Origin of the sequence: Luteibacter sp. 22Crub2.1 (assembly GCF_900167995.1) — a bacterium.
In the GTDB taxonomy this organism is placed as follows: Bacteria; Pseudomonadota; Gammaproteobacteria; order Xanthomonadales; family Rhodanobacteraceae; genus Luteibacter; species Luteibacter mycovicinus.
The window spans coordinates 25810-52235 of the sequence record NZ_FUYT01000002.1; the positions used below are offsets into that span (position 1 = coordinate 25810).

The 26426-nt window shown below is 65.9% G+C and carries 22 protein-coding genes; 8 read left to right on the top strand and 14 right to left on the bottom strand.

Features of this window, described 5'->3' with window-relative positions; all coding sequences use genetic code 11:
- Positions 1 to 380: 380 nt before the first annotated feature.
- Positions 381 to 3131: a DNA polymerase I gene (gene polA, locus B5X73_RS01945; protein ID WP_079520368.1), complete on the bottom strand. Its 2751-nt coding sequence runs from the start codon at positions 3129 to 3131 to the stop codon at positions 381 to 383.
- A 109-nt stretch (positions 3132 to 3240) separates the two neighbouring features.
- Between polA and B5X73_RS01950 the strand changes: the two genes are divergently transcribed.
- Positions 3241 to 3774, top strand: coding sequence for a DUF2782 domain-containing protein (locus tag B5X73_RS01950; protein ID WP_036110089.1), 534 nt, complete (start codon positions 3241 to 3243; stop codon positions 3772 to 3774).
- A 47-nt stretch (positions 3775 to 3821) separates the two neighbouring features.
- Here B5X73_RS01950 and B5X73_RS01955 read toward each other — a convergent pair whose 3' ends face one another.
- The gene (locus tag B5X73_RS01955; RefSeq protein ID WP_079520370.1) at positions 3822 to 4520 is read right to left on the bottom strand and encodes a glutathione S-transferase; all 699 of its coding nucleotides are present in this window, start codon (positions 4518 to 4520) and stop codon (positions 3822 to 3824) included.
- Between the two features lie 45 nt (positions 4521 to 4565).
- Positions 4566 to 5456, bottom strand: coding sequence for a LysR family transcriptional regulator (locus B5X73_RS01960; protein WP_079520371.1), 891 nt, complete (start codon positions 5454 to 5456; stop codon positions 4566 to 4568).
- A 96-nt stretch (positions 5457 to 5552) separates the two neighbouring features.
- Here B5X73_RS01960 and B5X73_RS01965 point away from each other — a divergent pair, with 96 nt between their 5' ends.
- Positions 5553 to 6542, top strand: coding sequence for a bile acid:sodium symporter family protein (locus B5X73_RS01965; protein WP_079520372.1), 990 nt, complete (start codon positions 5553 to 5555; stop codon positions 6540 to 6542).
- Between the two features lie 45 nt (positions 6543 to 6587).
- Here the strand turns inward: B5X73_RS01965 and purH are convergent, their stop codons facing one another.
- From purH to B5X73_RS01980, 3 genes are all read right to left on the bottom strand, one after another.
- Complete coding sequence (purH, locus tag B5X73_RS01970; protein WP_079520373.1) at positions 6588 to 8177, bottom strand: bifunctional phosphoribosylaminoimidazolecarboxamide formyltransferase/IMP cyclohydrolase; 1590 nt, start codon at positions 8175 to 8177, stop codon at positions 6588 to 6590.
- A gap of 71 nt (positions 8178 to 8248) precedes the next feature.
- Positions 8249 to 8482 carry a helix-turn-helix domain-containing protein gene (locus B5X73_RS01975; RefSeq protein ID WP_051943271.1) on the bottom strand — a complete coding sequence of 78 codons (234 nt, stop codon included), beginning with the start codon at positions 8480 to 8482 and terminating at the stop codon, positions 8249 to 8251.
- Positions 8483 to 8705: 223 nt separating this feature from the next.
- Complete coding sequence (locus B5X73_RS01980; RefSeq protein ID WP_079520374.1) at positions 8706 to 9512, bottom strand: zinc-ribbon and DUF3426 domain-containing protein; 807 nt, start codon at positions 9510 to 9512, stop codon at positions 8706 to 8708.
- A 62-nt stretch (positions 9513 to 9574) separates the two neighbouring features.
- Between B5X73_RS01980 and prmA the strand changes: the two genes are divergently transcribed.
- Positions 9575 to 10474, top strand: a complete 900-nt coding sequence (gene prmA, locus B5X73_RS01985; RefSeq protein ID WP_036110103.1) for a 50S ribosomal protein L11 methyltransferase — start codon at positions 9575 to 9577, stop codon at positions 10472 to 10474.
- A 96-nt stretch (positions 10475 to 10570) separates the two neighbouring features.
- Here prmA and accC read toward each other — a convergent pair whose 3' ends face one another.
- From accC to B5X73_RS02015, 6 genes are all read right to left on the bottom strand, one after another.
- Positions 10571 to 11935 (bottom strand): acetyl-CoA carboxylase biotin carboxylase subunit, encoded by a 1365-nt coding sequence (gene accC / locus B5X73_RS01990; RefSeq protein WP_036110106.1) that lies wholly within the window; start codon positions 11933 to 11935, stop codon positions 10571 to 10573.
- Between the two features lie 10 nt (positions 11936 to 11945).
- Complete coding sequence (accB, locus tag B5X73_RS01995) at positions 11946 to 12416, bottom strand: acetyl-CoA carboxylase biotin carboxyl carrier protein (RefSeq protein ID WP_036110111.1); 471 nt, start codon at positions 12414 to 12416, stop codon at positions 11946 to 11948.
- 61 nt (positions 12417 to 12477) lie between these two features.
- Complete coding sequence (aroQ, locus tag B5X73_RS02000) at positions 12478 to 12927, bottom strand: type II 3-dehydroquinate dehydratase (RefSeq protein ID WP_036110114.1); 450 nt, start codon at positions 12925 to 12927, stop codon at positions 12478 to 12480.
- Between the two features lie 137 nt (positions 12928 to 13064).
- The gene (locus tag B5X73_RS02005) at positions 13065 to 13619 is read right to left on the bottom strand and encodes a DUF1415 domain-containing protein (RefSeq protein ID WP_079520375.1); all 555 of its coding nucleotides are present in this window, start codon (positions 13617 to 13619) and stop codon (positions 13065 to 13067) included.
- A gap of 20 nt (positions 13620 to 13639) precedes the next feature.
- Positions 13640 to 14173 (bottom strand): TlpA family protein disulfide reductase, encoded by a 534-nt coding sequence (locus B5X73_RS02010; RefSeq protein WP_079520376.1) that lies wholly within the window; start codon positions 14171 to 14173, stop codon positions 13640 to 13642.
- On the bottom strand, positions 14170 to 16407 hold the full coding sequence (locus B5X73_RS02015; RefSeq protein ID WP_079520377.1) for a protein-disulfide reductase DsbD family protein: 2238 nt from the start codon (positions 16405 to 16407) through the stop codon (positions 14170 to 14172). Before B5X73_RS02015 ends, B5X73_RS02010 begins: the two co-directional genes overlap by 4 nt.
- A 242-nt stretch (positions 16408 to 16649) precedes the next feature.
- On the opposite strand from B5X73_RS02015, the gene B5X73_RS02020 reads away from it, so the two are divergent.
- Positions 16650 to 16943, top strand: a complete 294-nt coding sequence (locus B5X73_RS02020) for a co-chaperone GroES (protein WP_036110126.1) — start codon at positions 16650 to 16652, stop codon at positions 16941 to 16943.
- Between the two features lie 60 nt (positions 16944 to 17003).
- On the top strand, positions 17004 to 18647 hold the full coding sequence (gene groL / locus B5X73_RS02025) for a chaperonin GroEL (RefSeq protein ID WP_036110129.1): 1644 nt from the start codon (positions 17004 to 17006) through the stop codon (positions 18645 to 18647).
- A gap of 89 nt (positions 18648 to 18736) precedes the next feature.
- On the opposite strand, the gene B5X73_RS21235 is transcribed toward groL, so the two are convergent.
- Both B5X73_RS21235 and B5X73_RS02035 read right to left on the bottom strand, forming a co-directional pair.
- Positions 18737 to 19744: a hypothetical protein gene (locus B5X73_RS21235; RefSeq protein ID WP_079520378.1), complete on the bottom strand. Its 1008-nt coding sequence runs from the start codon at positions 19742 to 19744 to the stop codon at positions 18737 to 18739.
- A gap of 201 nt (positions 19745 to 19945) precedes the next feature.
- Positions 19946 to 21838, bottom strand: a complete 1893-nt coding sequence (locus B5X73_RS02035) for an LTA synthase family protein (RefSeq protein ID WP_079520379.1) — start codon at positions 21836 to 21838, stop codon at positions 19946 to 19948.
- A 177-nt stretch (positions 21839 to 22015) separates the two neighbouring features.
- Here B5X73_RS02035 and glnE point away from each other — a divergent pair, with 177 nt between their 5' ends.
- From glnE to B5X73_RS02050, 3 genes are all read left to right on the top strand, one after another.
- Positions 22016 to 24901 (top strand): bifunctional [glutamate--ammonia ligase]-adenylyl-L-tyrosine phosphorylase/[glutamate--ammonia-ligase] adenylyltransferase, encoded by a 2886-nt coding sequence (gene glnE, locus B5X73_RS02040; protein WP_079520380.1) that lies wholly within the window; start codon positions 22016 to 22018, stop codon positions 24899 to 24901.
- 49 nt (positions 24902 to 24950) lie between these two features.
- Positions 24951 to 25883, top strand: a complete 933-nt coding sequence (locus B5X73_RS02045; protein WP_079520381.1) for a nucleoside hydrolase — start codon at positions 24951 to 24953, stop codon at positions 25881 to 25883.
- A gap of 88 nt (positions 25884 to 25971) precedes the next feature.
- Complete coding sequence (locus tag B5X73_RS02050) at positions 25972 to 26217, top strand: type B 50S ribosomal protein L31 (RefSeq protein WP_036110142.1); 246 nt, start codon at positions 25972 to 25974, stop codon at positions 26215 to 26217.
- Positions 26218 to 26426: the final 209 nt, after the last annotated feature.

Below are 26426 nucleotides of genomic sequence, written 5' to 3' on the forward strand. Positions count from 1 at the left end.
ATGTGGGCGGGAGGATGCGTTGACGGATGTGAGGGCGACGTGGGGAGAGCCGGTTTCCGCAAAAAAAACCCCGGAGGCCAGGGGAGCCTCCGGGGCGGGGTGGATGACCGGGCCCAGGGGAAGACCGGGTCGTCCTGAGGTGATCCCAGGGAGGTGGGATCCACCGATGGGACGCCGTTGCGTGCGTCCGAAGATATAGACGCGCGAACGAGGAGAAAGTTGCAACGGATCGCGAAAAAAAGTCAGCCCGTATTTATGGGCTGACTTATCAACGAGTTGCCGTCATTCAATATGAACGACAAAACGGAAATCTTACGTTTGGACGGCCGCGTGATTCCGAAAACGACCAGGAGCGCCGCGGTACGACGCTTGGTACACCCTCAGTGCGCCTCGTCCCAGTTGGCTCCGACGCCGATGTCGACCTGTAACGGCACGCTGAGCGATGCCGCACCGGTCATGTGCTTCTCGATGCCGGCGCGGATCTCGTCAACGGCGTCCTCGCGAACCTCGAAGACCAGTTCATCGTGCACCTGCATCAGCAGGCGGACATCGTCGCGGCCTTCGATCCAGCCCGATACCGCGATCATCGCGCGCTTGATGATGTCGGCGGCGGTTCCCTGCATCGGCGCGTTGATGGCGGCGCGCTCGGCACCGGCGCGAAACGCCTGATTGCGCGAGTTCAGATTGTCCAGGTACAGGCGGCGGCCGAACAACGTCTGCACGTAGCCGTCGCGATGCGCCTGTTCGCGGGTCGTGTCCATGAACGTGCGGACGCCGGGATAGCGCGAGAAGTAGCGACCCATGTAATCGGATGCTTCGCCTCGATCGACGCCGAGCTGCTTCGCGAGCCCGAAAGCGCTCATGCCGTACATCAGGCCGAAGTTGATCGCCTTCGCCGCGCGGCGCTGGTTGGTGGTGACCTCATCGGCCGGTACGCCGAAGACTTCCGCCGCGGTGGCACGGTGGACGTCGCCACCCTCCCGGAATGCGCGAACCAGACCCTCGTCGCTGGACAGGTGCGCCATGATGCGCAGCTCGATCTGGGAGTAGTCGGCCGCGACGATGCGCCATCCCGGCGGCGCGACGAAGGCCTGGCGGATGCGCCGGCCTTCCTCGGTGCGCACCGGAATGTTCTGCAGATTCGGGTCCGACGAGCTGATGCGGCCTGTAGCGACCGCGCCCTGGTGGTAGCTGGTGTGTACGCGGCCCGTACGCGGGTTGACGATGCCGGCGAGCTTGTCGGTGTACGTCGAGCGCAGCTTGGCGAGGCCACGGTACTCGAGGATGATGCGGGGCAGTTCGTGCGTTTCGGCGATCGCTTCGAGCGCTTCCTCGTTGGTCGAGGGCTGGCCGGTCGGCGTCTTCACCTTCGCCGCGAGACCGAGCTCGTCGAACAGTACGGCCTGCAGCTGCTTCGGTGAGTCGAGGTTGAACTCGTGACCGGCCGACGCGTGCGCGACGCTCTGCAATTCAAGCATGCGCTTGCCGAGCTGCTGGCTCTGCAGGCGCAGCACGTGCGCATCGATCAGCACGCCGGTGCGCTCCATCTTCGCCAGTACGGGGACGAGTGGCACCTCGATGTCCTGATAGACGTCACGCAGCGACGGCTCGGCTTCGAGCTTCGGCCACAGCGCATGGTGCAGGCGCAGCGTGATGTCGGCGTCTTCCGCGGCGTAGCGGCAGGCCGTGTCGCAGTCCACCTGCGAAAACGGAATCTGCTTCGCGCCCTTGCCGGCGACCTGTTCGTACTTGATCGTCGTGTAGCCGAGGTAACGCTGGGCCAGCGAGTCCATGTCATGGCGCGTGGCGGTGGCGTTGAAGATGTACGACTCCAGCATGGTGTCGTGCGCCAGGCCCTGCACGTCGATACCGTAGTGCGACAGGACGTTGATGTCGTACTTGCCGTGCTGACCGACCTTGCGGCGCTTCGGATCTTCGAGGACCGGTTTCAGCGCGCTGAGCACATGATCTCTCGGCAGCTGCGTCGGCGCGCCGGGATAATCGTGGGCCAGCGGGATATACGCGGCTTTGCCGGGTTCCACGGCAAGCGACACGCCGACGATCTCCGCCATCATCGCGTCGATGCTGGTGGTCTCGGTATCGAAGGCGATCAGCGTCGCGGTTTCGAGCTTCTCCAGCCATGCGGCGAGGCGGTCTTCGGTGAGGACCAGTTCGTATTCGCCGGGGTGGGACAGCGAGATATCCGGTGCGGCGACCACGGGAGCGGCCGACGTCGCCGGCGCGGCGGAACCCGCCGCGGAAACCGGAGCCCTGGCCGGCGCGTCGGTGCCTGCATCGAGGTCTTTCAGCGCCGCCTTGAAGTCATAGCGAGCATAAAGCTCCCGCAGTGCGTCGACATCGCGATCGCGCATCGACAGGTCGACCGGCGCTAATTCCAGCGGCACATCGGTACGGATCGTCACCAGCTCGCGGGATAGCGGCAGGCGCGGGATGGCCGCGCGCAGGTTCTCGCCGATCTTGCCGCCGATCTTGTCGGCATTCGCAAGCAGCGCATCGAGGTTGCCGTACTCGCCCAGCCATTTCGCCGCCGTCTTCGGGCCGCACTTTTCCACACCCGGAACGTTGTCGATGCTGTCGCCCATGAGGGTGAGATAATCGACGATCTGCTCGGGACGAACGCCGAACTTGGCGAAGACGCCGTCGGCATCCATGGTGGTGTTGGTCATCGTGTTGATCAGCAGCGTGTGCTTGCCGACCATCTGCGCGAAATCCTTGTCGCCGGTGGAGATGATCGTATCGATGCCCTGCTCGGCCGCCTGGCGGGCGAGGGTGCCGATCACGTCGTCGGCTTCGACACCGGTCACGCAAAGGATGGGAAAGCCCAGTGCGCCGACGATTTTCATCATCGGTTCGACCTGCGCGCGCAGGTCGTCCGGCATCGACGGGCGGTTGGCCTTGTACTCCGGGTACAGATCGTCGCGGAAGGTACGTCCCGGTGCGTCGCAGACGAAGGCGACGTAGTCGGAACCGGCCTTCATGGTCGTGCGCAGCATGTTGACGATACCGAACAGCGCGCCCGTGGGCTCGCCGAAAGCATTGGTCAGGGGAGGCAGCGCGTGGAACGCGCGATACAGGTACGAGGACCCGTCGATGAGCGTGAGTGTAGGCATCCCCGGATTCTCTCACGGTCGGTCGCGCAGGGTTCGTCATGGTCGATCGTTCACGTGGAAACAGGGTGGCGCCTTGCTATCCTCGTTCCCCCGCCTGGAGAGATTCCCCATGAACCGCTCGTCTGTCCTCGTCGCCGCGCTCGCCCTCGTCCTGGCGCTGCCCGCCGCCGCGCAAACCGCCACGGATCCGAAGTTCGCCCCCCTTCCGCCGCCACCGGGGCTGAACGATCCGGGCGTCAAGCCGGGTGAAGCGGACCGCTCGGGGCAGAAGCCCGTCGACCGGCCGGTGACCTACGACGAGGCCCAGGACGGCAAGTCGACGCCGGCCACCTCGGACGCCCAGGGCGTTCGCTCGCCGGTCGACCTGCCGACCATGCAGGACAGGGGCGCCGTCGACGCCCGCGGCCAGCAGGCACCTCAGGTGACCGTGCGCAATCAGGACAATGGCGACCGCGTTGAGGAATACCGTACGGGTGGCAAGCTGTTCATGGTCGTCGTGACGCCCAAGAACGGCGTGCCGCAGACGTATATGGCCGACCCGGACGGCAAGCTGCACAACGACCCCAAGAACGGCCCCGTGAACCCGGTTTACTACAAGGTCTACGAGTGGGGCGCCGCGCCGAAGCCCGCCGGTTCGAACTGACGGGTTGAATGGGTGCCCGCCGTGGCAGGCGGGCTCCTGCCCGAAGCTCAGTCATCCAGTTCGGGGTAATGCCGGAAGATGCCGTTGGTGTTGAACGGCACACGGCGTTCCGACGCCAGATAGGCGGCGATATTCGGCCGGTCGGCTACGCGTTTCGCCAGGTCCCTCAGCAGCGGTACTTTCTGCTTCGCCAGCGCTTTGGGAAACGCGTACTCCAGTCCCGCCATAATCTGGAACAGCGACAGGTCCACGTACGAGTGCTCGCGCAGCGGAAACCTGCCGCCGCCGCGTTCGAGCGACTTCTCGAAGTAACCCAGGAATTTCGGGATGCGGTGCTCGCGGAAATCCTTCGCGCGCTTCTTCGCCTCGTCGCGCTGGTCTTCGTAGTACAGCTCGTTGGAAACCGGGTGATGCGTATCGTGCACTTCGGCCACGAAGTCGGTGACGGTCAGTTCCAGCTGGTGCGCATGCAGTCGCTTCGACTCGCCTTCCGGCACCAGCCCATGGCGCGGCCCGAGGTACTGCAGAATGTTGGCGACCTGCGCGATCACGAGGCGCCCGGACTTCAGGAAGGGTGGAGCGAAGGGCAGGGCGCCCTCCCGATCGCCGCTCAGAAACGGCATGATCGCGTCGTCGCCCTCGATGCGCGCGACGTCGGCGTATTCGGCGCCCGCATCCTCGAGACACAGACGAACGAACTCGCCGCGCCCCTGCAGTCCCGTCCAGTAATAAAGCTGGTAGCTCATCGACCGACCTCCTGCCACAAAGCGCGAAGGGTGCGCCCGCCGCGTTCAAGCCAGCGTGAGCGCGATGTCGCGGAACGTTTCCCAGACCGTCTGCGCAGGCGGCGACAACGATCGCGCCCGGCGACGAACCAGCGTGACTTCACGGCTCAGCTCCGGCGTCAGGCGTATCGCCACCAGGCCCGGCCGCAACGCATCCAGCGACAGCCGTGGTGTGACCGTCACACCGAGACCCGCTTCGACCATACGGAACGCGGTATGCGGGTGCCCCACTTCGAGTGTCACGTGCATCGGGATGTCGTGTGAGGTGAACGCGGCATCGATGATCCGCCGGCTGCCGGAGGCATGGTCGAGCAGGATCAGCGGCTGATCTTCGAGGGCCTCCCACGGCACGATCGGCATCGAGGCCATCGGATGATCGCTGCGGCACACGACGTCGAAAGGATCGCGAAGAATCGTCTCCGCGTCGAACTCTTCCACGGTCGCCGGTTCCACCGTCAGGCCGAAGTCGATCTCGCCGCCCCGCACCGCGTCCAGTACCTGGGTCTGGTTCTGGTCGCGCAGAACGATTTCCAGCGACGGGTGCCCGATCGCGCAGCGGGCGATGCATAAGGGCACCAGGCCGGCCGACAGCGTCGGTACCGCCGCGATTCGTACGCGCCCGCGCAGAGGATCCGCCTGGGTGCGGGCATGGGCGAGGACCCCGTCGAGCTCATCGAGGACGCGCGCCAGGGCCTGCTCGAGATAGCGGCCGGCTTCGGTCGGCACGACCTCGCGCGTGCTCCGGTCGAAGAGGCGGACGTCGAGCTCGCCCTCGAGGTCGGCCACGAGGCGGCTGACGGCCGGCTGCGTGAGATGCAGGGTCTCCGCTGCGCGTCGGAAATGCCGGTGGCTGGCGACGGCCAGGAACGCCCGGAGCTGTCGCAGGGAGACATTCATGCGATTAATGTATCACTGAATCAGATAAAACGAATTGCCTTATCAACCGGTTGAAGCTGCAATAGGTGCCATTCCCGCTGCCCCTGTGTCGCCCCCATGCGCCGCTTTCTCCCCGATGGTTTCACCCTTTCGCTGATCGCCACCGTCCTGCTGGCCAGCCTGCTGCCTTGCAGGGGCGAGGCCGCCGCCGTCTTCGAGGTGGTCACCGACCTCGCCATCGCCCTGTTGTTCTTCCTGCACGGCGCGAAGCTGTCGCGTGAGGCCGTGGTCGCCGGGATGACCAACTGGCGGCTGCACCTCACGGTGCTGGCCAGCACCTTCCTGCTGTTCCCGCTGCTCGGCCTGGTATTGAAGCCGGTACTGTCGCCGCTGGTCTCACCCGATCTGTACCTGGGCATCCTGTTTCTGTGCACGCTTCCCTCGACGGTGCAGTCGTCCATCGCATTCACGTCGATCGCGCGCGGCAATGTGCCGGCCGCGATCGTATCGGCGTCGGCATCGAGCCTGCTGGGTATCTTCATCACGCCGTTGCTGGTCGGCCTGATGATCGCGGGTACCGGGCAGGGCGGCCTGTCGTGGCACTCGGTGGGCGCCATCGTCATGCAACTGTTCGTGCCCTTCGTCGCCGGCCAGATCGCGCAGCGCTGGATCGGCGGCTGGGTACGCAAACACGCGAAGCTGCTGACTTATGTCGACCGCGGATCGATCCTGCTCGTGGTGTATACGGCTTTCAGTGCCGCCGTGTTGCAGGGGCTCTGGCATCAGTTGCCGGTGCCGGTGCTCGCCGGCCTGATCGTGGTGAACATCGTGCTGCTGGCCTGCGCGCTGCTGGTCACGCGTTACGGTGCGCGAGCATTGGGCTTTGCGACGGAGGATGAGATCACGATCGTGTTCTGCGGCTCAAAGAAGAGCCTGGCCTCGGGCGTGCCGATGGCGAAGGTGTTGTTCGCCGGGCATCCGCTGGGACTGATCGTATTGCCGATCATGCTGTTTCATCAGATCCAGCTGATGACGTGTGCGGTACTGGCGCGGCGTTATGCGATGCGGCGGGTTGAATCGCCGGCAGGGCTGGCTTCTACAAGGTAACGGGTTCCCTGCAGGAGCCAGCGCTGCTGGCGAAAGCACGCGACCTCAGTGCCTGAAGTGGCGAACGCCGGTAAACACCATCGCCATATCGTGCTCATCCGCCGCGGCGATCACTTCGTTATCGCGCATCGATCCGCCCGGCTGGATCACCGCACGAATACCGGCGGCGGCCGCCGCGTCGATGCCGTCGCGGAACGGGAAGAACGCATCCGACGCCATGGCGCTGCCCGGCACGACGAGGCCTGCTTCTTCGGCCTTAAGGCCTGCGATCTTCGCGCTCACCACGCGGCTCATCTGGCCCGCGCCGATGCCGACCGTGCGGTTGTCCTTCGCGTAGACGATCGCGTTCGACTTGACCATCTTGGCGACGCGCCAGGCGAACAGGAGGTCGTCGAGTTCGGCGGCGCTGGGCTGGCGCTTGCTGACGACCTTGAGTTCGTCGCGCTGCACCTGCCGATGGTCCGCCGTCTGCACCAGCAGGCCGGAGCCCACGCGCTTGATGTCGTGCGTATTGCGACCGTCACCGGGCGGAATTTCCAGCACGCGCACGTTGGCTTTCTTCGTGGCTTCTTCCACCGCGCCCGCATCCACGGACGGTGCAATCAGCACTTCGACGAACTGCCGCTTGAGGATGACCTTCGCGGTCTCCGCGTCGAGCGGGCGGTTGAAGGCGATGATGCCGCCGAACGCCGAGGTCGGGTCGGTCGCGTAGGCGAGTTCGTAGGCGGCGAGCGGGTCCGCCGCGACGGCGACGCCGCAGGGATTGGCATGCTTGACGATGACGCAGGCGGGGGCGTCGAACTGGCGCACGCATTCCCACGCCGCATCGGCGTCGGCGATGTTGTTGAACGAGAGTTCCTTGCCCTGCAACTGGCGGAACGTCGCGAGCGTGCCCGCTGCCGGATACAGGTCGCGATAGAACGCGCCGGCCTGATGGGGATTCTCGCCATAGCGAAGATCCATCACCTTCACGAAGCGTCCGTTGGACTGCTCCGGAAATTCCGCGCGCGAGGAGACCGCGGTGTGCGAGTCGTCAAGCGAAACGCCGGAGAGGTAGTCGCTGATCGCCGCGTCGTAGTTCGATACGCGATTGAACGCGGCGACGGACAGCTTGAATCGTGTGGCGCGCGACAGGCCACCCTTGCCTTCGATTTCCGCGAGCGCATCGTCGTACTGCGCCGGATCGGTCAGTACGCCGACGTGGTTCCAGTTCTTCGCGGCGGCGCGAAGCATGGCCGGTCCGCCGATATCGATATTTTCGATCGCATCGTCCAGCGAGCACGCGGGATCGGCCACGGTGCGCTCGAACGGGTACAGGTTGAGCACGAGAAGATCGATCGGCAGGATGCCATGCTCGGCCATGACGGCGTCGTCGGTACCGCGACGACCCAGCAGCCCGCCATGCACGCGCGGGTGGAGCGTCTTCACGCGGCCGGCCATGATTTCGGGGAAGCCGGTGAGGTCGCCGACGTCCCGCACGGGGATGCCCGCGTCGCGCAGCGCCTTCGCCGAGCCGCCGGTGGAAAGGATTTCGATGTTCGCGGCCGCGAGGCGGCGGGCGAGTTCCGTCAGGCCCTGCTTGTCGGAAACGCTGACGAGCGCGCGGCGGACGGGAACGAGGTCGGGCGTGGACATGGGCACTTCCGGGGCGGAAAGCGCTCCATTATAGCCGCCCGGACGTCCGTGCGGCCCCGGGACGGATTGCCTCAGGAAATGCCGTGGGCGGCCAGCTTCTTGCGCAGGGTGGCACGGTTGATGCCGAGAGCGACCGCGGCACGGCTCTGGTTGCCATCGTGGAAGGCGAGCACTTCGCGCAGGAGGGGGCCTTCGACTTCACGGATGACCAGGGCGTGGAGGCCTTCGCCGCCTTCGGTGTCACCGATGTCGGCGAGATAGCGACGAACCGTACGGCTGACACATTCGCTGAGGGCACTCTGCATGGAGGTCTCGTTGGCGGCCTCACCAGCAGCAAGTCTCACAGCGTTCAAGGCATTCCCCTCTCACAGGCCGGGACGCAGGGCCCCGGTCGGTTCTTATTCGGTATGGTCGCTTGGAATGCGACTTGGACACGCCGTGAACGGGGTCTGGAGTCGCGAAGGGAACCGAGTGTACTCGTCCCGGACCGGGAAGTGCAGGCTTGCAAAAAGAAATTTTTTCGCACGCTCATTCGAACGAGAAGGCGAAAGCGACCGCCCGCTGGCCCGGGTCTTGCACCTCGAAGACCATGGCGGTGGTCGCGCCGCCCGGCAGGCCCCGCTCGCGCACGCCCGTGTCGCCGACATAGTCCTCGGGCTGGAAACGCCGCATCGCCAGGCGCTGCCCGTCAGCGTCGGACAGTACGATGGTGACCACGGGGTAGGGCTGCGCGAACGACGCATCGTTGCGCACGCTGGCGGTGATCAGGAGGCCGTCGCGTACGGAGGGATGCTGCTCCACATCGCGCGCCATCAGGCGCAGCTGTGACGGCGCCGGGACCAGCGGCAGGTGACAGCCGACCATGGCGCAGCCGGCGGCAACCACCGGGCCTACGGTGGGATCGGCGATCAGGGAGTCGCGCTTCGCCCAGGCCAGCTGCGCGCCCAGGCCGAGCAGCAAGGCTACGCACACCACGGTCCACGCGGCCGTGTGCCAGGAGCGCCGGCGCTTCCTCGCGAACCCGGGGGTGAAGGTGAGCTTCGAAAAATCTTCGGCGGCCCCGGAGTCATCGCCGACGGGCGCGTCGTCTTCCACAGGAGGTTCGTCGATAACCGGACGCGGACGGAAGACCGCCACCTCGGCCAGCGGCGGCGTCTGGTCGAGCGCGTGCTCCGCAAGGCGGGTGAACGGCTCGGGCGGGAGCTGCGCGGCGAGGGTACCCAGCGCGTTGAAAACCGTGTCGCAGTGGCTGCAACGCACGCAGCCGCACGCCGGGACGAGCGTCTCGGCTTCCAGCTTGTAGACAGTCAGGCACTCGGGACACTGCGTATACATCGTTCGATCATAACGTGCGCGCCCGGTAGAATTGTCCTCCCGACCAACGATCTGGCCCTCCGATGCCCTGGCTCGAACTCTCCCTGACGATCCGCGCCGCCGAACAGCCGCGTGTCGAAGCCGCGCTCGAAGACCTCGGCGCGCTGTCGATCACTCTGCAGGACGCCGATGCCGAAACTCCCGACGAAGAAGCGATCTTCGAGCCGGGCGTCGGTGAGCTTCCGCTGTGGAACCAGATCGTGCTCAACGCGCTGTTCGACGCGGAAGCCGATCGCCGCGGTCTCACCGCCGCCATTGCCGACGACCTCCCCTTCATCGAACCCGCGCAGATCGTGTGGCGCGACGTGGGCGATCAGGACTGGACGCGTGTCTGGATGGATGACTTCAAGCCGATGCCGTTCGGCCGCCGCCTGTGGGTCTATCCGTCGAACATCGATCCGCCCGCCGACGGCGACATCGTGGTCGTTCGCCTCGATCCAGGCCTCGCCTTCGGCACCGGTACACATCCGACGACGGCGATGTGTCTGGAGTGGCTGGACGGCCAGCAGATGGCCGGCAAGCTGGTGCTCGACTATGGCTGCGGCTCGGGCATTCTCGCCATTGCCGCGCTGAAGCTTGGCGCGGCGCGCGCGGTCGGTATCGACAACGACCCGCAGGCGATCGTGTCGTCGCACGACAACGCGGAACGTAACGAGGTGCGCGACGATCTGGCCGTCTATCTCCCGGGTGAGGCGCCAGCCGAACTCGCCGATGTGCTGGTGGCGAATATCCTCGCCGGTCCGCTCGGCGAGCTGGCGCCGGTCTTTGCCGCCGCCGTGAAGCCGGGTGCGCCGTTCGCGCTGTCGGGCATCCTGATCGGGCAGCACGAGGAACTGCTCACGCGTTACGCGGAGTGGTTCGACGATCTCGACGTGCGCACGCTGGAGGACTGGGTACGGATCAGTGGGCGACGCAAGGCGTAAGCGCCGGAACGCCGCTTTGTGAGATCGGACCGCTGGTCTGAGCGGGGCGCGATGCCTCATTAAAAAAAACCCCGCTTCGAGGCGGGGTTCTTTTTTTTACGCGGCTGGCGGCGTTTCTTTCTGTTCCGCCATGCGTTTTTCCAGGTAGTGGATGTTCTGTCCGCCCTGCTGGAAGCCGATGTCGGCCATGATCCGCTGCTGCAGCGGGATGTTGCACTTCACGCCCTCGATCACCGTCTCGTTCAGCGCCATGCGCATACGTGCGATGGCGGTGGCACGGTCCGGACCGTGCACGATGATCTTGCCGATCATCGAGTCGTAGTTCGGCGGGATGCGGTAGCCGTCGTACAGGTGAGTGTCCACGCGCACGCCGGGGCCACCCGGGGCCTCGAAACGCTTCACCGTGCCGGGGCTCGGCATGAAGGTGTCGGGATCTTCCGCGTTCACACGGCACTCGATGGCGTGGCCGGTGAGCACGATGTCTTCCTGACGGATCGAGAGCTTCTCACCGCCGGCGATCAGCAGCTGTTCGCGGACCAGGTCGATGCCGGTCACCAGTTCCGTCACCGGATGCTCCACCTGGATACGGGTGTTCATCTCGATGAAGTAGAAGCGGCCGTTCTCGAACAGGAACTCGAACGTACCCGCGCCGCGGTAACCGATGCGGAGGCAGGCGTCGACGCAGACCTTGCCGATCTCGGCGCGCATCTCCGGCGTGATGCCCGGTGCCGGCGCCTCTTCCACGACCTTCTGGTGACGGCGCTGCATGGAGCAGTCGCGTTCGCCGAGGTGGATGGCGTTGCCCTGGCCATCGGCGAGTACCTGGATTTCCACGTGGCGCGGATTTTCCAGGAACTTCTCCATGTAGACCTGATCGTTGCTGAAAGCCGCCTTGGCTTCCTGCTTGGTCATCACGATGGAGCTGGCAAGGTGCGGTTCGGTGCGCACGACGCGCATGCCGCGACCGCCGCCGCCGCCGGCCGCCTTGATGATGACGGGATAGCCGATCTCACGGGCGATGCGGATGTTTTCTTCGACATCGTCGCCCAGCGGGCCGCCCGAACCGGGCACGCACGGCACGCCGGCGGCCTTCATGGCACGGATCGCCTCGACCTTGTCACCCATCAGGCGGATGACGTCGGCCGTGGGGCCGATGAAGACGAAACCGGACTCCTCGACCTGCTCGGCGAAATTCGCGTTCTCCGAGAGGAAGCCGTAACCCGGGTGGATCGCGGCGGCGTCGGTGATCTCGGCCGCGGCGATGATGCGCGGGATGTTGAGGTAGCTGTCGACCGAGGGACCCGGGCCGATGCACACCGATTCGTCGGCCAGGCCGACGTGCTTCAGATTGCGGTCCACGGTGGAGTGCACCGCGACCGTCTTGATGCCGAGCGCGTGGCATGCGCGCAGCACGCGCAGCGCGATTTCGCCGCGGTTAGCGATGACGACCTTCTCGAGCATGGGTCTGGCCTCAGGCGATGACGAACATCGGTTCGTCGAATTCGACCGGCTGACCGTTCTCGATCAGCACGGCGACGACGGTACCGGCCACATCGGCCTCGATCTGGTTGAACATCTTCATGGCTTCGATGATGCCGAGCGTCTCACCGGCCTTGACCTGCTGGCCGACGACGGCGAACGCCGGTGCGCCCGGGGTCGAAGCGGAGTAGAACGTGCCGACCATCGGCGCCTTCACCACGTGACCGGCCGGAAGGCCGGACTCGGCGGGCGCCGCCGCGGGTGCCGAGGCAGCCGCGGCCGGTGCCGCTGCCGCGGGAGCGGCGGCCGCCGGAGCCGGCGCCGCATACATCGGCTGAGCGACCGCGGTGCCCTTCGGCACGCGGGACAGACGGACGACTTCTTCGCCTTCCTTGATTTCCAGCTCGGCGAGGTTGGATTCCTCGAGCAGGTCGATGAGCTTCTTGATCTTGCGCAGGTCCATGGGGCAACCCTTAGTCGGTGGTGGAGGTGCGGGCGCCGTCTGGCGCGCCGCGAAGGGGAATTCAGGCGGCGGGCACGGCCAGCCGGAGAAGTGCGGCTTCGAGCGCCAGGCGGTAGCTGTCGCCGCCGAAACCGCAGATCACGCCCGCGGCGATGTCGGACACATAGGAGTGGTGCCGGAACGCTTCACGCGCGTGCGGATTGGACAGGTGGATCTCGATGAACGGGATTGCCACGCCGGCCAGCGCGTCGCGCAGGGCGATCGAGGTATGCGTGAAGGCGGCGGGGTTGATCAGGATCCAGGCCACGCCTTCGTCGCGGGCCTGATGCACCCGGGCGATCAGCTCATGCTCGGCATTGGACTGGAACCAGCTCAGGTCGTGCCCGGCCGCCTGTGCGCGGCCCTGCAGCGAGCTGTTGATGTCGGCGAGCGTCTCGCGCCCGTAGACCGACGGCTCGCGAACGCCGAGGAGATTGAGGTTGGGTCCATGAAGGACAAGGATCCTGGCCACGCTTCACCTGTGCCGTAGGTCCGGAAATCCGGAACGCCGCGCAGTGTGCGCCTGTCCCCCGGACTTGTCCAGTTCGGTGAAGATCGACGCAGTTCGCTGGAGATCGCGACTTTCCACACGCTCCCGTATGGTCTTGGCTAGGGCTCGGGGAACAATGCCCGCCATCCGTCGTGCCCCAGCTTGTCCAGTGTGGCCATGTTGGCCTCGAAAATACTGGCCGCCTCCGGAAACGCGGCGACCGCCCGGTCGATGCTGGCTTCGCGCAGCAGGTGCAGGGTCGGGAACGGCGACCGGTTGGTGTAATTGGTGATGTCGTCCGGTGCGGTGCCCTCGAACTGAAAGTCCGGATGAAAGCTGGCCACCTGGATCTCGCCATCCAGCGAGAGCTCGGCGACCGTTTCGTCGGCGATCTCCAGGAATTCGTTGAAGTCCATGAAGTCGCCGAGGACGCGCGGGTGAATCAACAGCGTGGTGTCGATCGTCTCCGGATCGCTGTCCCGCAGGCGTTTGAGTTCCCGCACCAGATCGTCATGCAGTTGCAGGGGCTGCTCCGCCTCGCTGACGACGAAGCGGATCTGGCCCTTCCTGTGCACGGCCTTGGCGAACGGGCACAGATTGAGGCCGATGACGGCACGTTCGAGCCAGCGACGGGTCGCATCGATCGCCTGGTCGTCTGAAAGCGGGGCATCCATGGTGAAGTTCTCCGGGAGATCTAAGGCGCGAGCCATTCGTCGATCTCGGCCGCGCTGAAGCCGCCGAGTTTGCGCCGCAGGATACGCCCGTCGTCGCCGATGAGGATGCTGTAGGGCAGAACCCGCCGCGTATTGCCGAAGGAGAGCGAGCTGCCGGGGGCGTCGCTGTCGACCAGCAGCACGGGGTAGTTCACCGGGCGCCCGGCGAGATAGCGTGCCGCGTCGGCGTCGGTGTCCTCGGCCACGCCCAGAATGGCGACCGTGCGACCGTGGTCGCGGTCCGAGGCGGCGCTCAGGAGTGGCATCTCACGCCGGCAAGGGGCGCACCACGAAGCCCAGAAGTTGATCAGCACGCGCCTGCCTCGCCATTCGGACAGGCGATGGGGCGTGCCATCGATAGCGACGTAGGTGACGTCGGGCGCCACATCGCCCACCTCGGCCACCGTCATCCCGTCCGGGGGCGACGGATTGGCGCGGCGGTGCTCGACATACAGGCCGGCCGTGGCCCCGGCGATCGCCAGGGCCACGATCCAGAAGGTCGGGCCGCGTGTCACGAGCCGGGCGCGGTATCGAGCGCCTTCGCCACGCCGTCGTAGGTCAGGACGGTGGACAGCTTCCTGCCGTCGCCGCCACCCTTCGGATAGACGACGTACAACGGCACGCCTACCGAGTGGAACTGCTCCAGATACGCGGCGATGGGCGCATTGACGTCGGTCCAGTCACCCTTCATGTAGACGGTGCCCGTGCGCTTGAGCAGGTCTCTGAACGCGTCGGTGTCCAGCACGGCCTTTTCGTTGGCCTTGCAGGTGATGCACCAGTCGGCGGTCATGTCGACCAGTACCGGCGTGCCCGCGGCACGAAGTTCCGCGAGCTTGGCGGCCGAGTAAGGCACCGAGCCGTCGCTGGCCGTGGCGGTGGTCGTTGCGGCGGGAAGTCCATGCACCGTCCACAGCGCGGCCATGGCGCCGACAGCCAGTACGGCGGTGAAGACCCATGAGAGCGCGCTACGACGGCTGCGGCCGTACCACCACAGCGCCATCGCCAGCAGTACGCCGCCTGCCAGCACCAGCGCCGTCGCGTCGGCACCACGCTGCTTGGTGAGTACCCACAACAGCCACACCGCGGTGAGGTACATCGGGAAGGCCAGTGCCTGCTTCAGCGTTTCCATCCAGCGGCCGGGGCGCGGCAACAGGCGGGCGACGGCCGGCACGAAGCCGATGAGCAGGAAGGGCAGGGCAAGGCCCAGGCCGAGTGCCAGGAAGATCAGGAAGGCGATCGCCACCGGTGCCGCGAAGGCGAAGGCGATAGCCGAACCCATGAACGGCGCGGTGCACGGGCTGGCGACCACCACGGCCAGCACGCCCGTGAAGAAATCGCCCGAGGCGCCGGAGCGCGAGGCGAGGCCGCTGCCGATGTTGCCCAGCGAACCGCCGATCTCGAACACGCCCGACATCGACAGGCCCACGGCGAGCATGACGTAGACCAGCAGGCCGATGGCGACCGGCTGCTGGAACTGGGCGCCCCACTGGATCCCGTGGCCGGCGGCACGGATGCCGACGATGATCACGCCGAGCGCGGCGAAGGCGACGAGCACGCCGGCGGTGTACCAGAGCGCGTGCTTGCGCGCGGCAGCGGGGCTTTCGCCACTCTCCAGCACCGTGATCGCCTTCAGCGACAGCACGGGCAGGACGCAGGGCATGAGGTTGAGCACCAGGCCGCCCAGCAGGGCGAGTCCGATCGCGGCGATGAAGCCGACCGGCGCATCGGAGGCGGCGGGCGTCAGGCCGGCTGGCGGCGGGGTGGGCGCCACCTCGGCCGGGGCGCTGGCCGGAGGCGCCTCGGTGGCGCCGCCGATCGTGGCCGCGTGGGTGGCGAGATCGATGCTCACCCGGCGGGTCATTACCGGGTAGCAGATGCCGTTCTCGAGGCAACCCTGATAGGCCACGTCGACATCGACCTTGCCGCTCTTGCCCGCGCCGGTGAGCGGCACCGGCACTTCGACCTGGTCGAAATAGACGATGGTGTCGCCGAAGTGCTCATCGTGATGGGCGGTGCCACTCGGCCAGTCGGGCTCGCCCGCGCTGACGCCGGCAGGCGAGACCACCTTGATTTCGGTCTTGTCGCGGTAGAGGTAATAGTCCTTCGGCATCGTCCAGCGCAGCAGCAGGCTGTCGCCGCCCTTGACCAGCGCCTCGAAACGGAAGGCCTGGTCGGCGGGCAGTGCCTGGGCTTCGGTACCCGGCAGCGAAGCCGGCGCCCCCAGCAGCGAAGCGCCGCCGGCAGCGGCTGGCGGCGCGCTGGCGGGTGCCGCGGCCGGGATGGTCGACGGGCCACCGATCGTGAGCTTCAGGTGCTCGGTGTTCGGCGGGTAGCAGATCTTCGGCTCGACCTCGTGGCAGCCCTGGTACTGGACGTCGAGCGCGAGCGTCTTCGTCGCGGCGTCGGCGAGCGTATAGGGCACGGTCGCCTCGATCTCGCCGTGGTAGATCTCCACGTCGCCGAGGTATTCGTCGTGCTTTTTGAGGCCGTCCGGGAGGGTCGGCTGGCCCAGCGTGGCGCCGGCGTCCGCCGCCTTGATCCTGATCCGGCCGCGGTAGAGGTAATAGTCGGGCGCGATGGTCCAGTGCAGCCTGACCGAACCGGGCTGGCTCGCGTCGGAGGTGAGATGGAAGGCCTGGGTGACCGGCAGCAGGTCGTCTTCGGGATCCTGCGCGAAGGCCGGGGAAACGGCGAGCAACAGGCCGAGGGAGGCGACGAGGTTCCGCGCGAGGCGGGATAGCGGCGACATGGGGCTCTCCAGTAAGGCGTTGGTCATTATGACCGGGCAAACTCCAGCTGGCTTGCATCGGCGCCGGATGCTTTTTTGCACCGCGGCCCTTGAACGGTCCGCCGCCGCCGCCATCTGTCGACCATCCAGATAGTTCTTCCGATCCCGGGGCTGTTCTGGCTAAAATTCTGGCACTCACCCTGGGCAAGTGCTAACAGGGTGGCCTAAATTCCTTTCCCGTCAAACACATGTTTGGAGAAGTCATGAGCAAACTGCGCCCGCTGCACGATCGCGTCATCGTCAAGCGTCTCGAAGAAGAGCGCGTCTCGGCCGGTGGCATCGTCATCCCCGACAGCGCCACCGAGAAGCCCACCCGCGGCAAGGTCATCGCCGCCGGTACCGGCCTGCTGCTCGCCAGCGGCCAGCTCCGCCCCATGGGCGTGAAGGAAGGCGACGTGGTCCTGTTCGGCAAGTACGCCGGTCAGGAAATCAAGGTCGACGGCGAAGAGCTGGTCTTCCTGAAGGAAGACGACATCGTGGCGGTTCTGGAAGGCTGAGCCCCGGCTCGCCCCGTTCTCCCGACTTTCTCTACCTAACTATTCAAGGATTCAACGATCATGGCATCTAAAGAAGTCCGCTTCGGCGAAGACGTCCGCGCCCGCATGCTGAAGGGTGTCAACACCCTCGCCAACGCGGTGAAGGTCACCCTGGGTCCGAAGGGCCGCAACGTCGTGCTCGAGAAGAGCTTCGGCGTCCCGACCGTCACCAAGGACGGCGTCTCGGTCGCGAAGGAAATCGAGCTCGCCGACAAGTACGAGAACATCGGCGCGCAGATCGTGAAGGAAGCCGCCTCGAAGACCTCCGACGTGGCCGGTGACGGCACCACGACCGCGACCGTCCTCGCCCAGGCGTTCATCCAGGAAGGCCTCAAGGCCGTTGCCGCCGGCATCAACCCGATGGACCTCAAGCGCGGTATCGACCAGGCCGTCTCGGCCGCCGTCGGCGAGCTGAAGAAGCTGTCCAACCCGACCGCCGACGACAAGGCGATCGCCCAGGTCGGTACGATCTCGGCCAACTCCGATGCCAACATCGGTGACATCATCGCCACGGCGATGGGCAAGGTCGGCAAGGAAGGCGTGATCACGGTCGAAGAAGGTTCGGGCCTCGAGAACGAACTCGACGTCGTCGAAGGCATGCAGTTCGATCGCGGCTACCTGTCGCCGTACTTCATCAACAACCAGCAGTCGCAGCAGGTTGAGCTGGACGACCCGTTCATCCTCATCCACGACAAGAAGATCTCGAACGTCCGTGAGCTGCTCCCGGTGCTCGAGGCTGTCGCCAAGGCCGCCAAGCCGCTGCTGATCGTCGCCGAGGAAGTCGAGGGCGAAGCCCTGGCCACGCTCGTCGTCAACACGATCCGTGGCATCGTCAAGGTCGCCGCCGTCAAGGCGCCGGGTTTCGGCGATCGTCGCAAGGCCATCCTGGAAGACATCGCCCAGCTGACGGGCGGCACGGTCATCTCCGAGGAAGTGGGTCTGGCTCTGGACAAGGCCACCATCAACGACCTGGGTCGCGCCAAGCGCGTCGTGATCACGAAGGAAAACACCACGATCATCGACGGTGCCGGCGATGCCGAAGGCATCCAGTCGCGCATCAAGCAGATCAAGGCGCAGATCGAAGAGACCTCGTCGGATTATGACCGTGAGAAGCTGCAGGAGCGCGTTGCCAAGCTTGCCGGCGGTGTTGCCGTCATCAAGGTCGGCGCGGCGACGGAAGTCGAGATGAAGGAAAAGAAGGCCCGCGTCGAAGACGCCCTGCACGCCACGCGCGCAGCCGTCGAAGAAGGCGTGGTCCCGGGCGGCGGCGTCGCCCTGATCCGTGCACTCAAGGCGCTCGAAGGCCTCAAGGGCAAGAACACGGACCAGGATCTCGGCATCGCGATCACCCGTCGCACGCTCGAGGCTCCGCTGCGCGCCATCGTCACCAACGCCGGTGAAGAAGCGTCGGTCATCGTCAACCAGGTCAAGGCCGGTGAAGGTAACTTCGGTTACAACGCCGCCACCGGTGAGTTCGGTGACATGATCGCCTTCGGCATCCTGGACCCGACCAAGGTCACGCGTTCGGCCCTGCAGTTCGCGGCCTCGGTCGCCGGCTCGATCATCACGACCGAAGCGGCCGTGACCGAAGTGCCGAAGAAGGACGACGGCGCCGGCCACGGTGCCCCGGGTGGCATGGGCGGCATGGGTGGCATGGACTTCTAAGTCCCCGCCTTCCGGCTCGCTGTACGAAAGAGGCCCCGCTTGCGGGGCCTCTTTTTTTTGCTTCGATGTGAGTCAGCGCCGTTGGCGGTTCAGTACGCGATGGTCGCCGATGTCGGCGTCGTGCTCAGTCCGTAATTGCACTGCGGATCGATGCCCGACGTATCGCTACCCTGCCACGGCGGTGACGCTACGCGCTGGTTGTTGCGGTCGTAGACCTCGATGTCATGGAAGGTGATCGGTCCTCCGGGATACTGCCCGCACGTCGCGACGCTGTACACCTCGAGCACACCACCAAAGACCCAGGTCAGATCCGCATACGGATTGGTCGTCAGCGAGCTGGTCTGGCCCGTGGTCGTGTTGCGCGAGTCGATCTTCCACGTCGAACAGGCTTCGCCCGCCGCGCATGTGGAGTACGTATCGCCCACGACGTTGTCACCCGCGCTTGCCGGTATCGGATCGCTGTGGAACGTCGTGCCGTCGACACAGCAGTTCCAGCTCGCCAGCGTCCACGCCTTGTCGCCGTAACCGTTCCAGCCAAGCACGGGCTGAAGGATGGACTGCACGTTGGGCAACTGTTCCAGGCCAGGGAAGAAATAGATCACCTGGTCGCTCTGCGTCGTCGGCGCACCGGGCACCGTCCACGTGGCCACGATGCGACCGATGGGCGTGCTGCTCGCGTAGTTTGCCGACTGCACCCAGCCGCTCTGCGCCGGTGGCGGCGTCGCCGCGGACCGTAGCGTATGGCGGCCGTCCGCTTCGACGCGTTCGCCCTGCAACGTGAAATTGGCCTTGCCGCAGGTAGCGGCTTTCTCCGTCATGCCCGAGGCACGTTTAATCAGACCGTTTTTCTGAAGCTGATCGCCTGCATGCACGGTGGCGACGCAGTCGGGTGAGAAATAACCATTGGGTGTGACGACGTAATCGTCCGGAACGCCCGCGGGCTTCGCGGTGGCCGGCATGGCGCCGACGCGGGTGAGTTGAAGCGTAGGCGCTGCCTGCGACGTATCCGCCGCGCTGGCGCTCAGCGTTACGGAGAACATGGCCGCGATGATGCCCGCGCGCGCCACAACCCTGCCGATTGAAGCGAACCTCTTCATGCGTACGACTCCTGCGTTGGAAGGATATCGTCCATGTGCCGCCGACCGGATGATCGACGTGCGTCCCCCAGGCTCCTTTGCACTACGACGAGTGCAGAGCCACGCTAACAGTGCGGTGACAGGTATTTTGTGACGCAGGCGCTATTTGAATGACAAATAGCTACGTATGCCATTTTTGCGCACGAAACCTTCAGCGGCGGCCTATTGTCCCGCGCCGGACGCCGCGGCTTCTTCGGCTTCACCGGCCTGACGAGCGACCAGGTTCGGATCGGGCTGCGCGTATTTCGCCACCAGGGGGTCGAGTTTCCGCTTCATGCGCAGCAACGCGACGTTGCGCATCGAGGTGTCGGTGAATTTCAGGCCGGCGTCTTCAGGCGCTTCCCTCGCATCGGGTGCGTGTGTCAGGGCCGCCAGTTGTCCACCGACGACCTGCGTCAGCGCAAAGTACGCATCGTCATGCACGCCAGCCTGTTCCAGCAGTTTCCCCGGCAGCATCCACGATGCCAGATCGGTCTTTACCGGAGCGGGGCCGTCCTCGTGTGCGTCGATCAGAATGTACGGCACGGTCTGAGTCAGCATGTCGCGACCGTTCGTGAAGCCGGCCTTGGCGTAAGTCTCGGTCAATGCGGGCAGGTGGTCGCCGTAAAACAGCAGGAGCGTCGGACGCTCGCGCTGCTTCAGGAGCTCGGCGAGGCGTCCGAGCTCGGCGTCCGCGTGACGCATGTGATAGATGTAATTGCGCAGCTGCAGCTTGGCATCATCGCTGATGCCATCCGGCACGGGAATGGCGTCGCGCTCCTTCGTGTCGATGTTCACCGATTTGTCGTAGGGCCCATGCGCCTCCATACTGATGGCGAAGACGAACCGGGGCGGCCCGTCGTTCTTCAGCTGGCTCATGATTTCGTCGGTCATGGCGCTGTCGGCCATGTATTCGCCGTCCTTGCGGAAGCCCTTCGGGAAATCGGGCTGCGAAACGAAGCGATCGAAACCCAGCGATCTGAAGGCGGCCGTGCGGTTCCAGAAGCCGGCGTCGTTGCCATGCACGGCGATGGTTTCGTAGCCGTGCGAGCGCAGTACGCGAACCATGCCCGGCATGACACCGGCCTGCATCTGCAGATACGGGAATTGCATGGTCGGGAAGTAGCGCAGCGACAAGCCGGTCAGGACTTCGAATTCGGTGCGGATGGTGCCGCCGCCAAAGGTCGGTACGTGCAGCTGGCCCGTGCTGGCATGCTCGGCCAGGCGATGCAGGTTGGGCGCGAAGTCCTCCTGCTCGATGCCCCTGATGACGCTGGGGTCAAAGAAGGACTCGCTCTGCACGATCACGATATCAGGCGTTTGTCGGCCATTGGTGGCGGCCTCCGCCATGTGCTGGCGCAGGTCGCCGCCGGTCGCGGCGATGAATTGCTCGGCCTCGGCGGGATCCGCTTTCTCCTTCTTGCCCGCGTTCTGCAGGCGGAACTGCATGATCGTGGTCACGACGCCGTTGTAGCCCGCGTTGGACGCGGCCGACCACGGCTGCATGCCAAGCCGGTCCTTGTTGTACATCTTCGACCACGCGGGAACGCCCGCGAGTAGCGTGCCGATCAATGCAAAAAGGGTAAGCCCGGTGATCAGTCGACGCCCGTGCGTGCGGCGCGCGAACAGCGCCGGCTCGAACCGGGCGACGATCGCGATGAGGCCGATGGTGCCGAGGATCGCGAGATACGGCAGGGGGCTCGAGGGCAGGTAACCGCCGAGCAGGTGCAGGCCACCATTCTTCAGCTGACCCACCATGCGGAAATCCGCAGGTAACAATGGCGAGCCGAGATTCTTCATCTTGATGGCGCTCACCGCGAGCACGGCGCCCTGCACCATGAACGCGACGCCGAACGACAGCCACGCCCGTCGGGTCAGCACCAGAAGCAGAAAGGCGAGCATGAGCCCCGGCAAGGCGTTGGCGAACAGGTGCCACGGGCGGTCGGCCCAGGCGCTGCTGGCGACGCCGGGATTCCCATCGAGGAACCCGGTATAGAGGACGAACGCGACCGCGAGCAGGAGCGGCAAGGCGACCCGTCCGGCGATGTCACGCCAACGCGTTGAATTGACAGTCATAACGTCCTCTTGTCACGCCCCTGTCAGCGAGGGGGTAGGGACTGTAACGCAACGGACATGAACCGGTTGTCAGGCGGATGCGCCATGTCGCGACGAAAAAGGTCATGATTCGTAAGAAAAATCTGAATCCTCTCACCCGGCCGCCACAGGCCTCGTCTCGGGCACAATGACCGCCTCATGAATGCTTCCACGCCAACACCGCGCGAAAGTCCCGAGCTCCGCGCCCTGATCGACCACCGTTACGCCGACGTGATGGCGGCGTGTCGTGCCGCGCGCATCCCCTTGCACGATGACGCGGGCGTCGCCGAGCGTATCCGCCGCACGCTTCTCGCCTCGGACTTCGCTTTCGATGTCCTGCGACGTCAGCCCGAGTTGCTTGCGCCAGCGGGACTGGAGCGACTGCGCGGCAATGCCGATGCGAGCACGCGCGCCACCTCGCTCGATCTGCCCGCCGACGAAGATCTCTGTATGGCGATGCTGCGCCGTTTCCGGCACGCGGAGGCGCTGCGTATCGTGTTTCGCGACGTCAACGGGCTCGACGATGTCGATGACACTTTGTCGTCGACGAGCGCGCTGTATGAAACGCTGCTTTCGGCCGCCCTGCGCTGGTCGGAGCACTCGTTGCACGCGCGCTTCGGCCGCCCACGCGATGCGGCCGGTGTCGAACAGCGCATGGTCGTGATCGGCTTCGGCAAGCTGGGCGGCAACGAACTCAATTTCTCCTCGGATATCGACCTCGTGCTCGCCTACGCGTCCGGAGGTGAGACCGACGGCTCGCGTCCACTCGACAATGGCGAGTATTTCATTCGGGAAACGCGACAGCTCGTACGGCTGCTGGCCGAGCCGACGATCGACGGCATCTGTGCCCGTGTCGACCTGCGATTGCGTCCGTTCGGCAACGCCGGGCGGCTGGCGTTGCCTTTCGCCGCCATGGAGCAGTACTACCAGCGCGAAGGCCGTGACTGGGAACGCTACGCGTGGATCAAGGCGCGACCGGTGGCGGGCGATCGCACGGCCGGTCGCGAATTGCAGGACATGCTGCGGCCGTTCGTTTACCGGCGCTATCTCGACTACACGGCGTTCGCCGGGCTGCGCGAGATGAAGTCGCTGATCGATGCGGAGGTGGCGCGAAAAGACCTTGCCGGCAACCTGAAGCTGGGGCCCGGTGGTATTCGCGAAATCGAATTCGTGGTGCAGCTCACCCAGATGATTCGCGGCGGTCGCGACCCGGCCCTTCGCGTGCGGGGACTGCTTCCCGCCCTGCGGGCGTGCGAGGCGAAGGGCTATATCCCCAAGGCGCGCGCGAAGCTCTTGCGCGAGGCTTATCTCTTCCTGCGCCTTCTGGAGAATCGTGTGCAGATGTTGCGCGACGCGCAGACGCACGATATTCCGGACGACGAGCTGTCGCGCGAGCGCCTGGCGCTGGGTCTGAACTACCCGTCGTGGGATGCGCTGGCCGAAGTCCTGACTCGTCACCGCGACGCGGTCTCGGCGGAATTCGCCGCGGTGCTGGTGCCGCAGGCAGGCGGAAAAGCCGTCGCGCCCGCCGCCGACGTGGAGTTGTGGGAGGCCGCGCGGGACGAATCGCTGGTGGCGGCGACAATGGAAGCCTCCGGTTTCCGGCCCGGACAGGACGTGGCGTCGGAGCTGATCAAGTTGCCTCGTGCGGCATCGGTGCGGTCGATGTCGGCACGTTCGTCCGAGCGCCTGCAGCGGCTCATGCCGCAGCTGATCGGTGCCGCCCGCAGCAGTGCGTCGCCGGCATCGAGTCTGTTGCGCATGCTGCGCCTGGTGCAGGCCGTTGCGCGCCGTTCGTCGTATCTCGCGCTGCTCGACGAGCAGCCCAGTGCGCGCCGTCGTGTCGCCACAGTCTTTGCGGACAGCGCGTTCCTTGCCGAGCGGGTGATTGCGCAGCCGCTGTTGCTCGACGACGTGCTCGATCCGCGCATCGATCAGCTGCCGCTGAAGCGCGCGGACATCGCAGTGGAGATGGCCCGCTCGCTGGGCACGCTCGACGAGCGCGACGCCGAGCACGAACTCGAGCGCATCAATGAATTCCGGTCCAGTATCGCCTTCCGGCTGGGTCTCGCTTTCAACGACGGTCGTGCCGACGCGACCGCCACGGCGCGTCGTCTCGCCGGACTGGCCGAGGCGGTGGTCGCCGCGGTGCTGGCGCTCGCCACGCGCGAACTGACCGCTCAGCACGGGCGCCTGCCCGGGGAGGGCAGCGGCTTCGCCGTGCTCGGCTACGGCAGCCTGGGCGGTGAAGAGCTGGGCTTCGCCTCCGATCTCGATCTTGTCTTCGTCTATGACGGCAAGCGCGCCAATGCGATGAGCGATGGCCCGCGTCCGGTCGACGGCACCCGGTGGTATCAGCGTCTCGCCCAGCGTGTCATGCACTGGCTGAGCGCGCAGACGCATGCCGGCAAACTCTACGATGTCGACACGCGTCTTCGGCCCGATGGCTCGAAGGGGTTGCTGGTCGCCAGCGTGGATGCCTTCGAGGCCTATCAGCGCGATCGCGCCTGGACCTGGGAGCATCAGGCGCTCCTGAGGGCTCGTCCGGTTGCCGGCGACGCCCGTGTGGGCGGCCAGCTGGCGGAGATCCGCCGGGAGATTCTTGCGACGCAGCGGGACGGTGTGCGGGTGTTCGCTGAAGTCAGCGCCATGCGGACTCGCTGGCGCGGCGAGCGCGACCGGTCGGATGCCGAGCAGGTGGACCTGAAGCAGGGCGTGGGTGCACTGATCGACATCGAGTTCATCCTGCAGGGCATGGTGCTTGCGCACGCCGCCAGCTGTCCGCCCATTCTGGATACGCCGGCCAGCAGCAGCCTGATCGACGTGCTGCGCGAGCAGGGGCTGTTGACCCAGTCGCAGGCGGATACGCTGCACCTGGCCCATGCGGATCTGCTCCAGGCGGGACTTACCTGCACGCTCGATCTTCGTTCGCGCATCGCGACCCGTACCCCGTCGCTCAGGCGGGTGCTCGCTGGCGTGAGCCAGGTCGCGTCGGAGCTCGGCTTCGAGTTCGGCACGGCCGAGATCGCGTCGCAGGCTGTCTGAAGGGCCCGGCCGGCGGTATGCTGTCCGGCCGTCCACGGACCGATAACCGATGACCCGACTTCCGTTGCTGATCGACACCGACCCCGGCGTGGATGACGCGCTGGCGATCCTCATGGCGCACGCGCATACCGATGTCGCCGCCCTGACGGTTGCCGCGGGCAACGTAGGCCTCGGTCATACGGTGCGTAACGCCCGTACGCTGGTCGAACTGATCGGAGCGACGACGCCCGTGTTCGGCGGATGCCCGTCCCCGCTGGTGCGTGCGCCCGATGAGGACGCCGCGTTCGTCCACGGCGCGGATGGCTTTGGCGATGTCGGCTTTCCTGAGCCCCAGCATGCCGCGGAGGCCGAGCACGCCGCGCTCGCGCTGATCCGCCTGACCCGCGAACGTCCGGACGAGCTCACGCTCGTCGCACTGGGTCCCCTGACGAACCTGGCCCTGGCCGTGCGTCTGGACCCGACGCTGCCTGCGCGCGTGAAGCGCCTGGTCATCATGGGCGGCGCCGTCACCGGTCACGGCAACACGGGGAAGATTCCCGCCGAGTTCAATATCGGATTCGATCCCGAGGCGGCGCACGTCGTCTTCGAGGCATTCGAGCACTTCGATCTGGTGGACTGGGAGGCGACCGTCCGTCACGCCTTCCCCGACGAGGTCTACGAGCGCTGGGTCGCCTCCGGCGATAAGCGCGCCTCGTTCTTCGAGAAGATCTTCGCGACGGCCCGCCGCTTCAACGCCGAGCACGAGCGTACCGGGTTCATCGCGGCCGACGCGCTGGCCATGGCCGTGGCGCTGGATCCCGCCATGATCGTGCGCGCCGAAACCCGCCACGTCGCCATCGAGCTCGACGGGCGCCTCACGCGTGGCGCTACCGTGGTCGACTGGCATGGCCGTCTCGGCGGCAAGCCGAACGCCCGCATCGTGCTCGAGGTCGACCAGGCCCGCTTCGGCGAGCTGATCGCGGGCGCACTGGGCGCCGTCTGAGATCCCGCCCGTGGTGCCGGCTTGCACGACCCCGGACCCCGGGCTACAATGCCGCTCTTTTCACCCCGCTATTTCTCAGGTTCAAGCCATGAAAGAGAACATTCATCCGAAGTACCAGTCGGTGGTCTTCCAGGACCTTTCGTCCGATTTCGCGTTCCTGACGCGTTCGACGATGTCCTCCAAGGAGACCGTCAAGTGGGAAGACGGTAACGAGTACCCGGTCATCAAGCTCGATATCTCGAGCCACTCGCACCCGTTCTACACCGGTAAGCAGAAGACGCTGGACATCGGCGGTCGCGTCGACAAGTTCCGTCAGCGCTACGGTCAGAAGTAAGACCGCACCATCCGCGCGCCGCCTGCGGGGTGGCGTGTCGCGAGGATAGAGGACACGGGGCGAGCCCATGGCTTGCCCCGTGTCTTTTTGCGTGTGCGATTTACACGCGGGCCTAACGGACGTTTGAATCGTCGCTGTGTGATAATGGGGAACTTCGGTCGCGGGTTGCGGCCGGTACGGGACCTTCCCCAGGGTGCCGTTATTCCAAC

What these genes read in the sequence shown, in the direction of transcription:
- polA (WP_079520368.1), bottom strand. Translation starts at nt 3,131, where the DNA reads ATGCCTACACTCACGCTCATCGACGGGTCCTCGTACCTGTATCGCGCG.
- B5X73_RS01950 (WP_036110089.1), top strand. Translation starts at nt 3,241, where the DNA reads ATGAACCGCTCGTCTGTCCTCGTCGCCGCGCTCGCCCTCGTCCTGGCG.
- B5X73_RS01955 (WP_079520370.1), bottom strand. Translation starts at nt 4,520, where the DNA reads ATGAGCTACCAGCTTTATTACTGGACGGGACTGCAGGGGCGCGGCGAG.
- B5X73_RS01960 (WP_079520371.1), bottom strand. Translation starts at nt 5,456, where the DNA reads ATGAATGTCTCCCTGCGACAGCTCCGGGCGTTCCTGGCCGTCGCCAGC.
- B5X73_RS01965 (WP_079520372.1), top strand. Translation starts at nt 5,553, where the DNA reads ATGCGCCGCTTTCTCCCCGATGGTTTCACCCTTTCGCTGATCGCCACC.
- purH (WP_079520373.1), bottom strand. Translation starts at nt 8,177, where the DNA reads ATGTCCACGCCCGACCTCGTTCCCGTCCGCCGCGCGCTCGTCAGCGTT.
- B5X73_RS01975 (WP_051943271.1), bottom strand. Translation starts at nt 8,482, where the DNA reads ATGCAGAGTGCCCTCAGCGAATGTGTCAGCCGTACGGTTCGTCGCTAT.
- B5X73_RS01980 (WP_079520374.1), bottom strand. Translation starts at nt 9,512, where the DNA reads ATGTATACGCAGTGTCCCGAGTGCCTGACTGTCTACAAGCTGGAAGCC.
- prmA (WP_036110103.1), top strand. Translation starts at nt 9,575, where the DNA reads ATGCCCTGGCTCGAACTCTCCCTGACGATCCGCGCCGCCGAACAGCCG.
- accC (WP_036110106.1), bottom strand. Translation starts at nt 11,935, where the DNA reads ATGCTCGAGAAGGTCGTCATCGCTAACCGCGGCGAAATCGCGCTGCGC.
- accB (WP_036110111.1), bottom strand. Translation starts at nt 12,416, where the DNA reads ATGGACCTGCGCAAGATCAAGAAGCTCATCGACCTGCTCGAGGAATCC.
- B5X73_RS02005 (WP_079520375.1), bottom strand. Translation starts at nt 13,619, where the DNA reads ATGGATGCCCCGCTTTCAGACGACCAGGCGATCGATGCGACCCGTCGC.
- B5X73_RS02015 (WP_079520377.1), bottom strand. Translation starts at nt 16,407, where the DNA reads ATGTCGCCGCTATCCCGCCTCGCGCGGAACCTCGTCGCCTCCCTCGGC.
- B5X73_RS02020 (WP_036110126.1), top strand. Translation starts at nt 16,650, where the DNA reads ATGAGCAAACTGCGCCCGCTGCACGATCGCGTCATCGTCAAGCGTCTC.
- groL (WP_036110129.1), top strand. Translation starts at nt 17,004, where the DNA reads ATGGCATCTAAAGAAGTCCGCTTCGGCGAAGACGTCCGCGCCCGCATG.
- B5X73_RS21235 (WP_079520378.1), bottom strand. Translation starts at nt 19,744, where the DNA reads ATGAAGAGGTTCGCTTCAATCGGCAGGGTTGTGGCGCGCGCGGGCATC.
- B5X73_RS02035 (WP_079520379.1), bottom strand. Translation starts at nt 21,838, where the DNA reads ATGACTGTCAATTCAACGCGTTGGCGTGACATCGCCGGACGGGTCGCC.
- glnE (WP_079520380.1), top strand. Translation starts at nt 22,016, where the DNA reads ATGAATGCTTCCACGCCAACACCGCGCGAAAGTCCCGAGCTCCGCGCC.
- B5X73_RS02045 (WP_079520381.1), top strand. Translation starts at nt 24,951, where the DNA reads ATGACCCGACTTCCGTTGCTGATCGACACCGACCCCGGCGTGGATGAC.
- B5X73_RS02050 (WP_036110142.1), top strand. Translation starts at nt 25,972, where the DNA reads ATGAAAGAGAACATTCATCCGAAGTACCAGTCGGTGGTCTTCCAGGAC.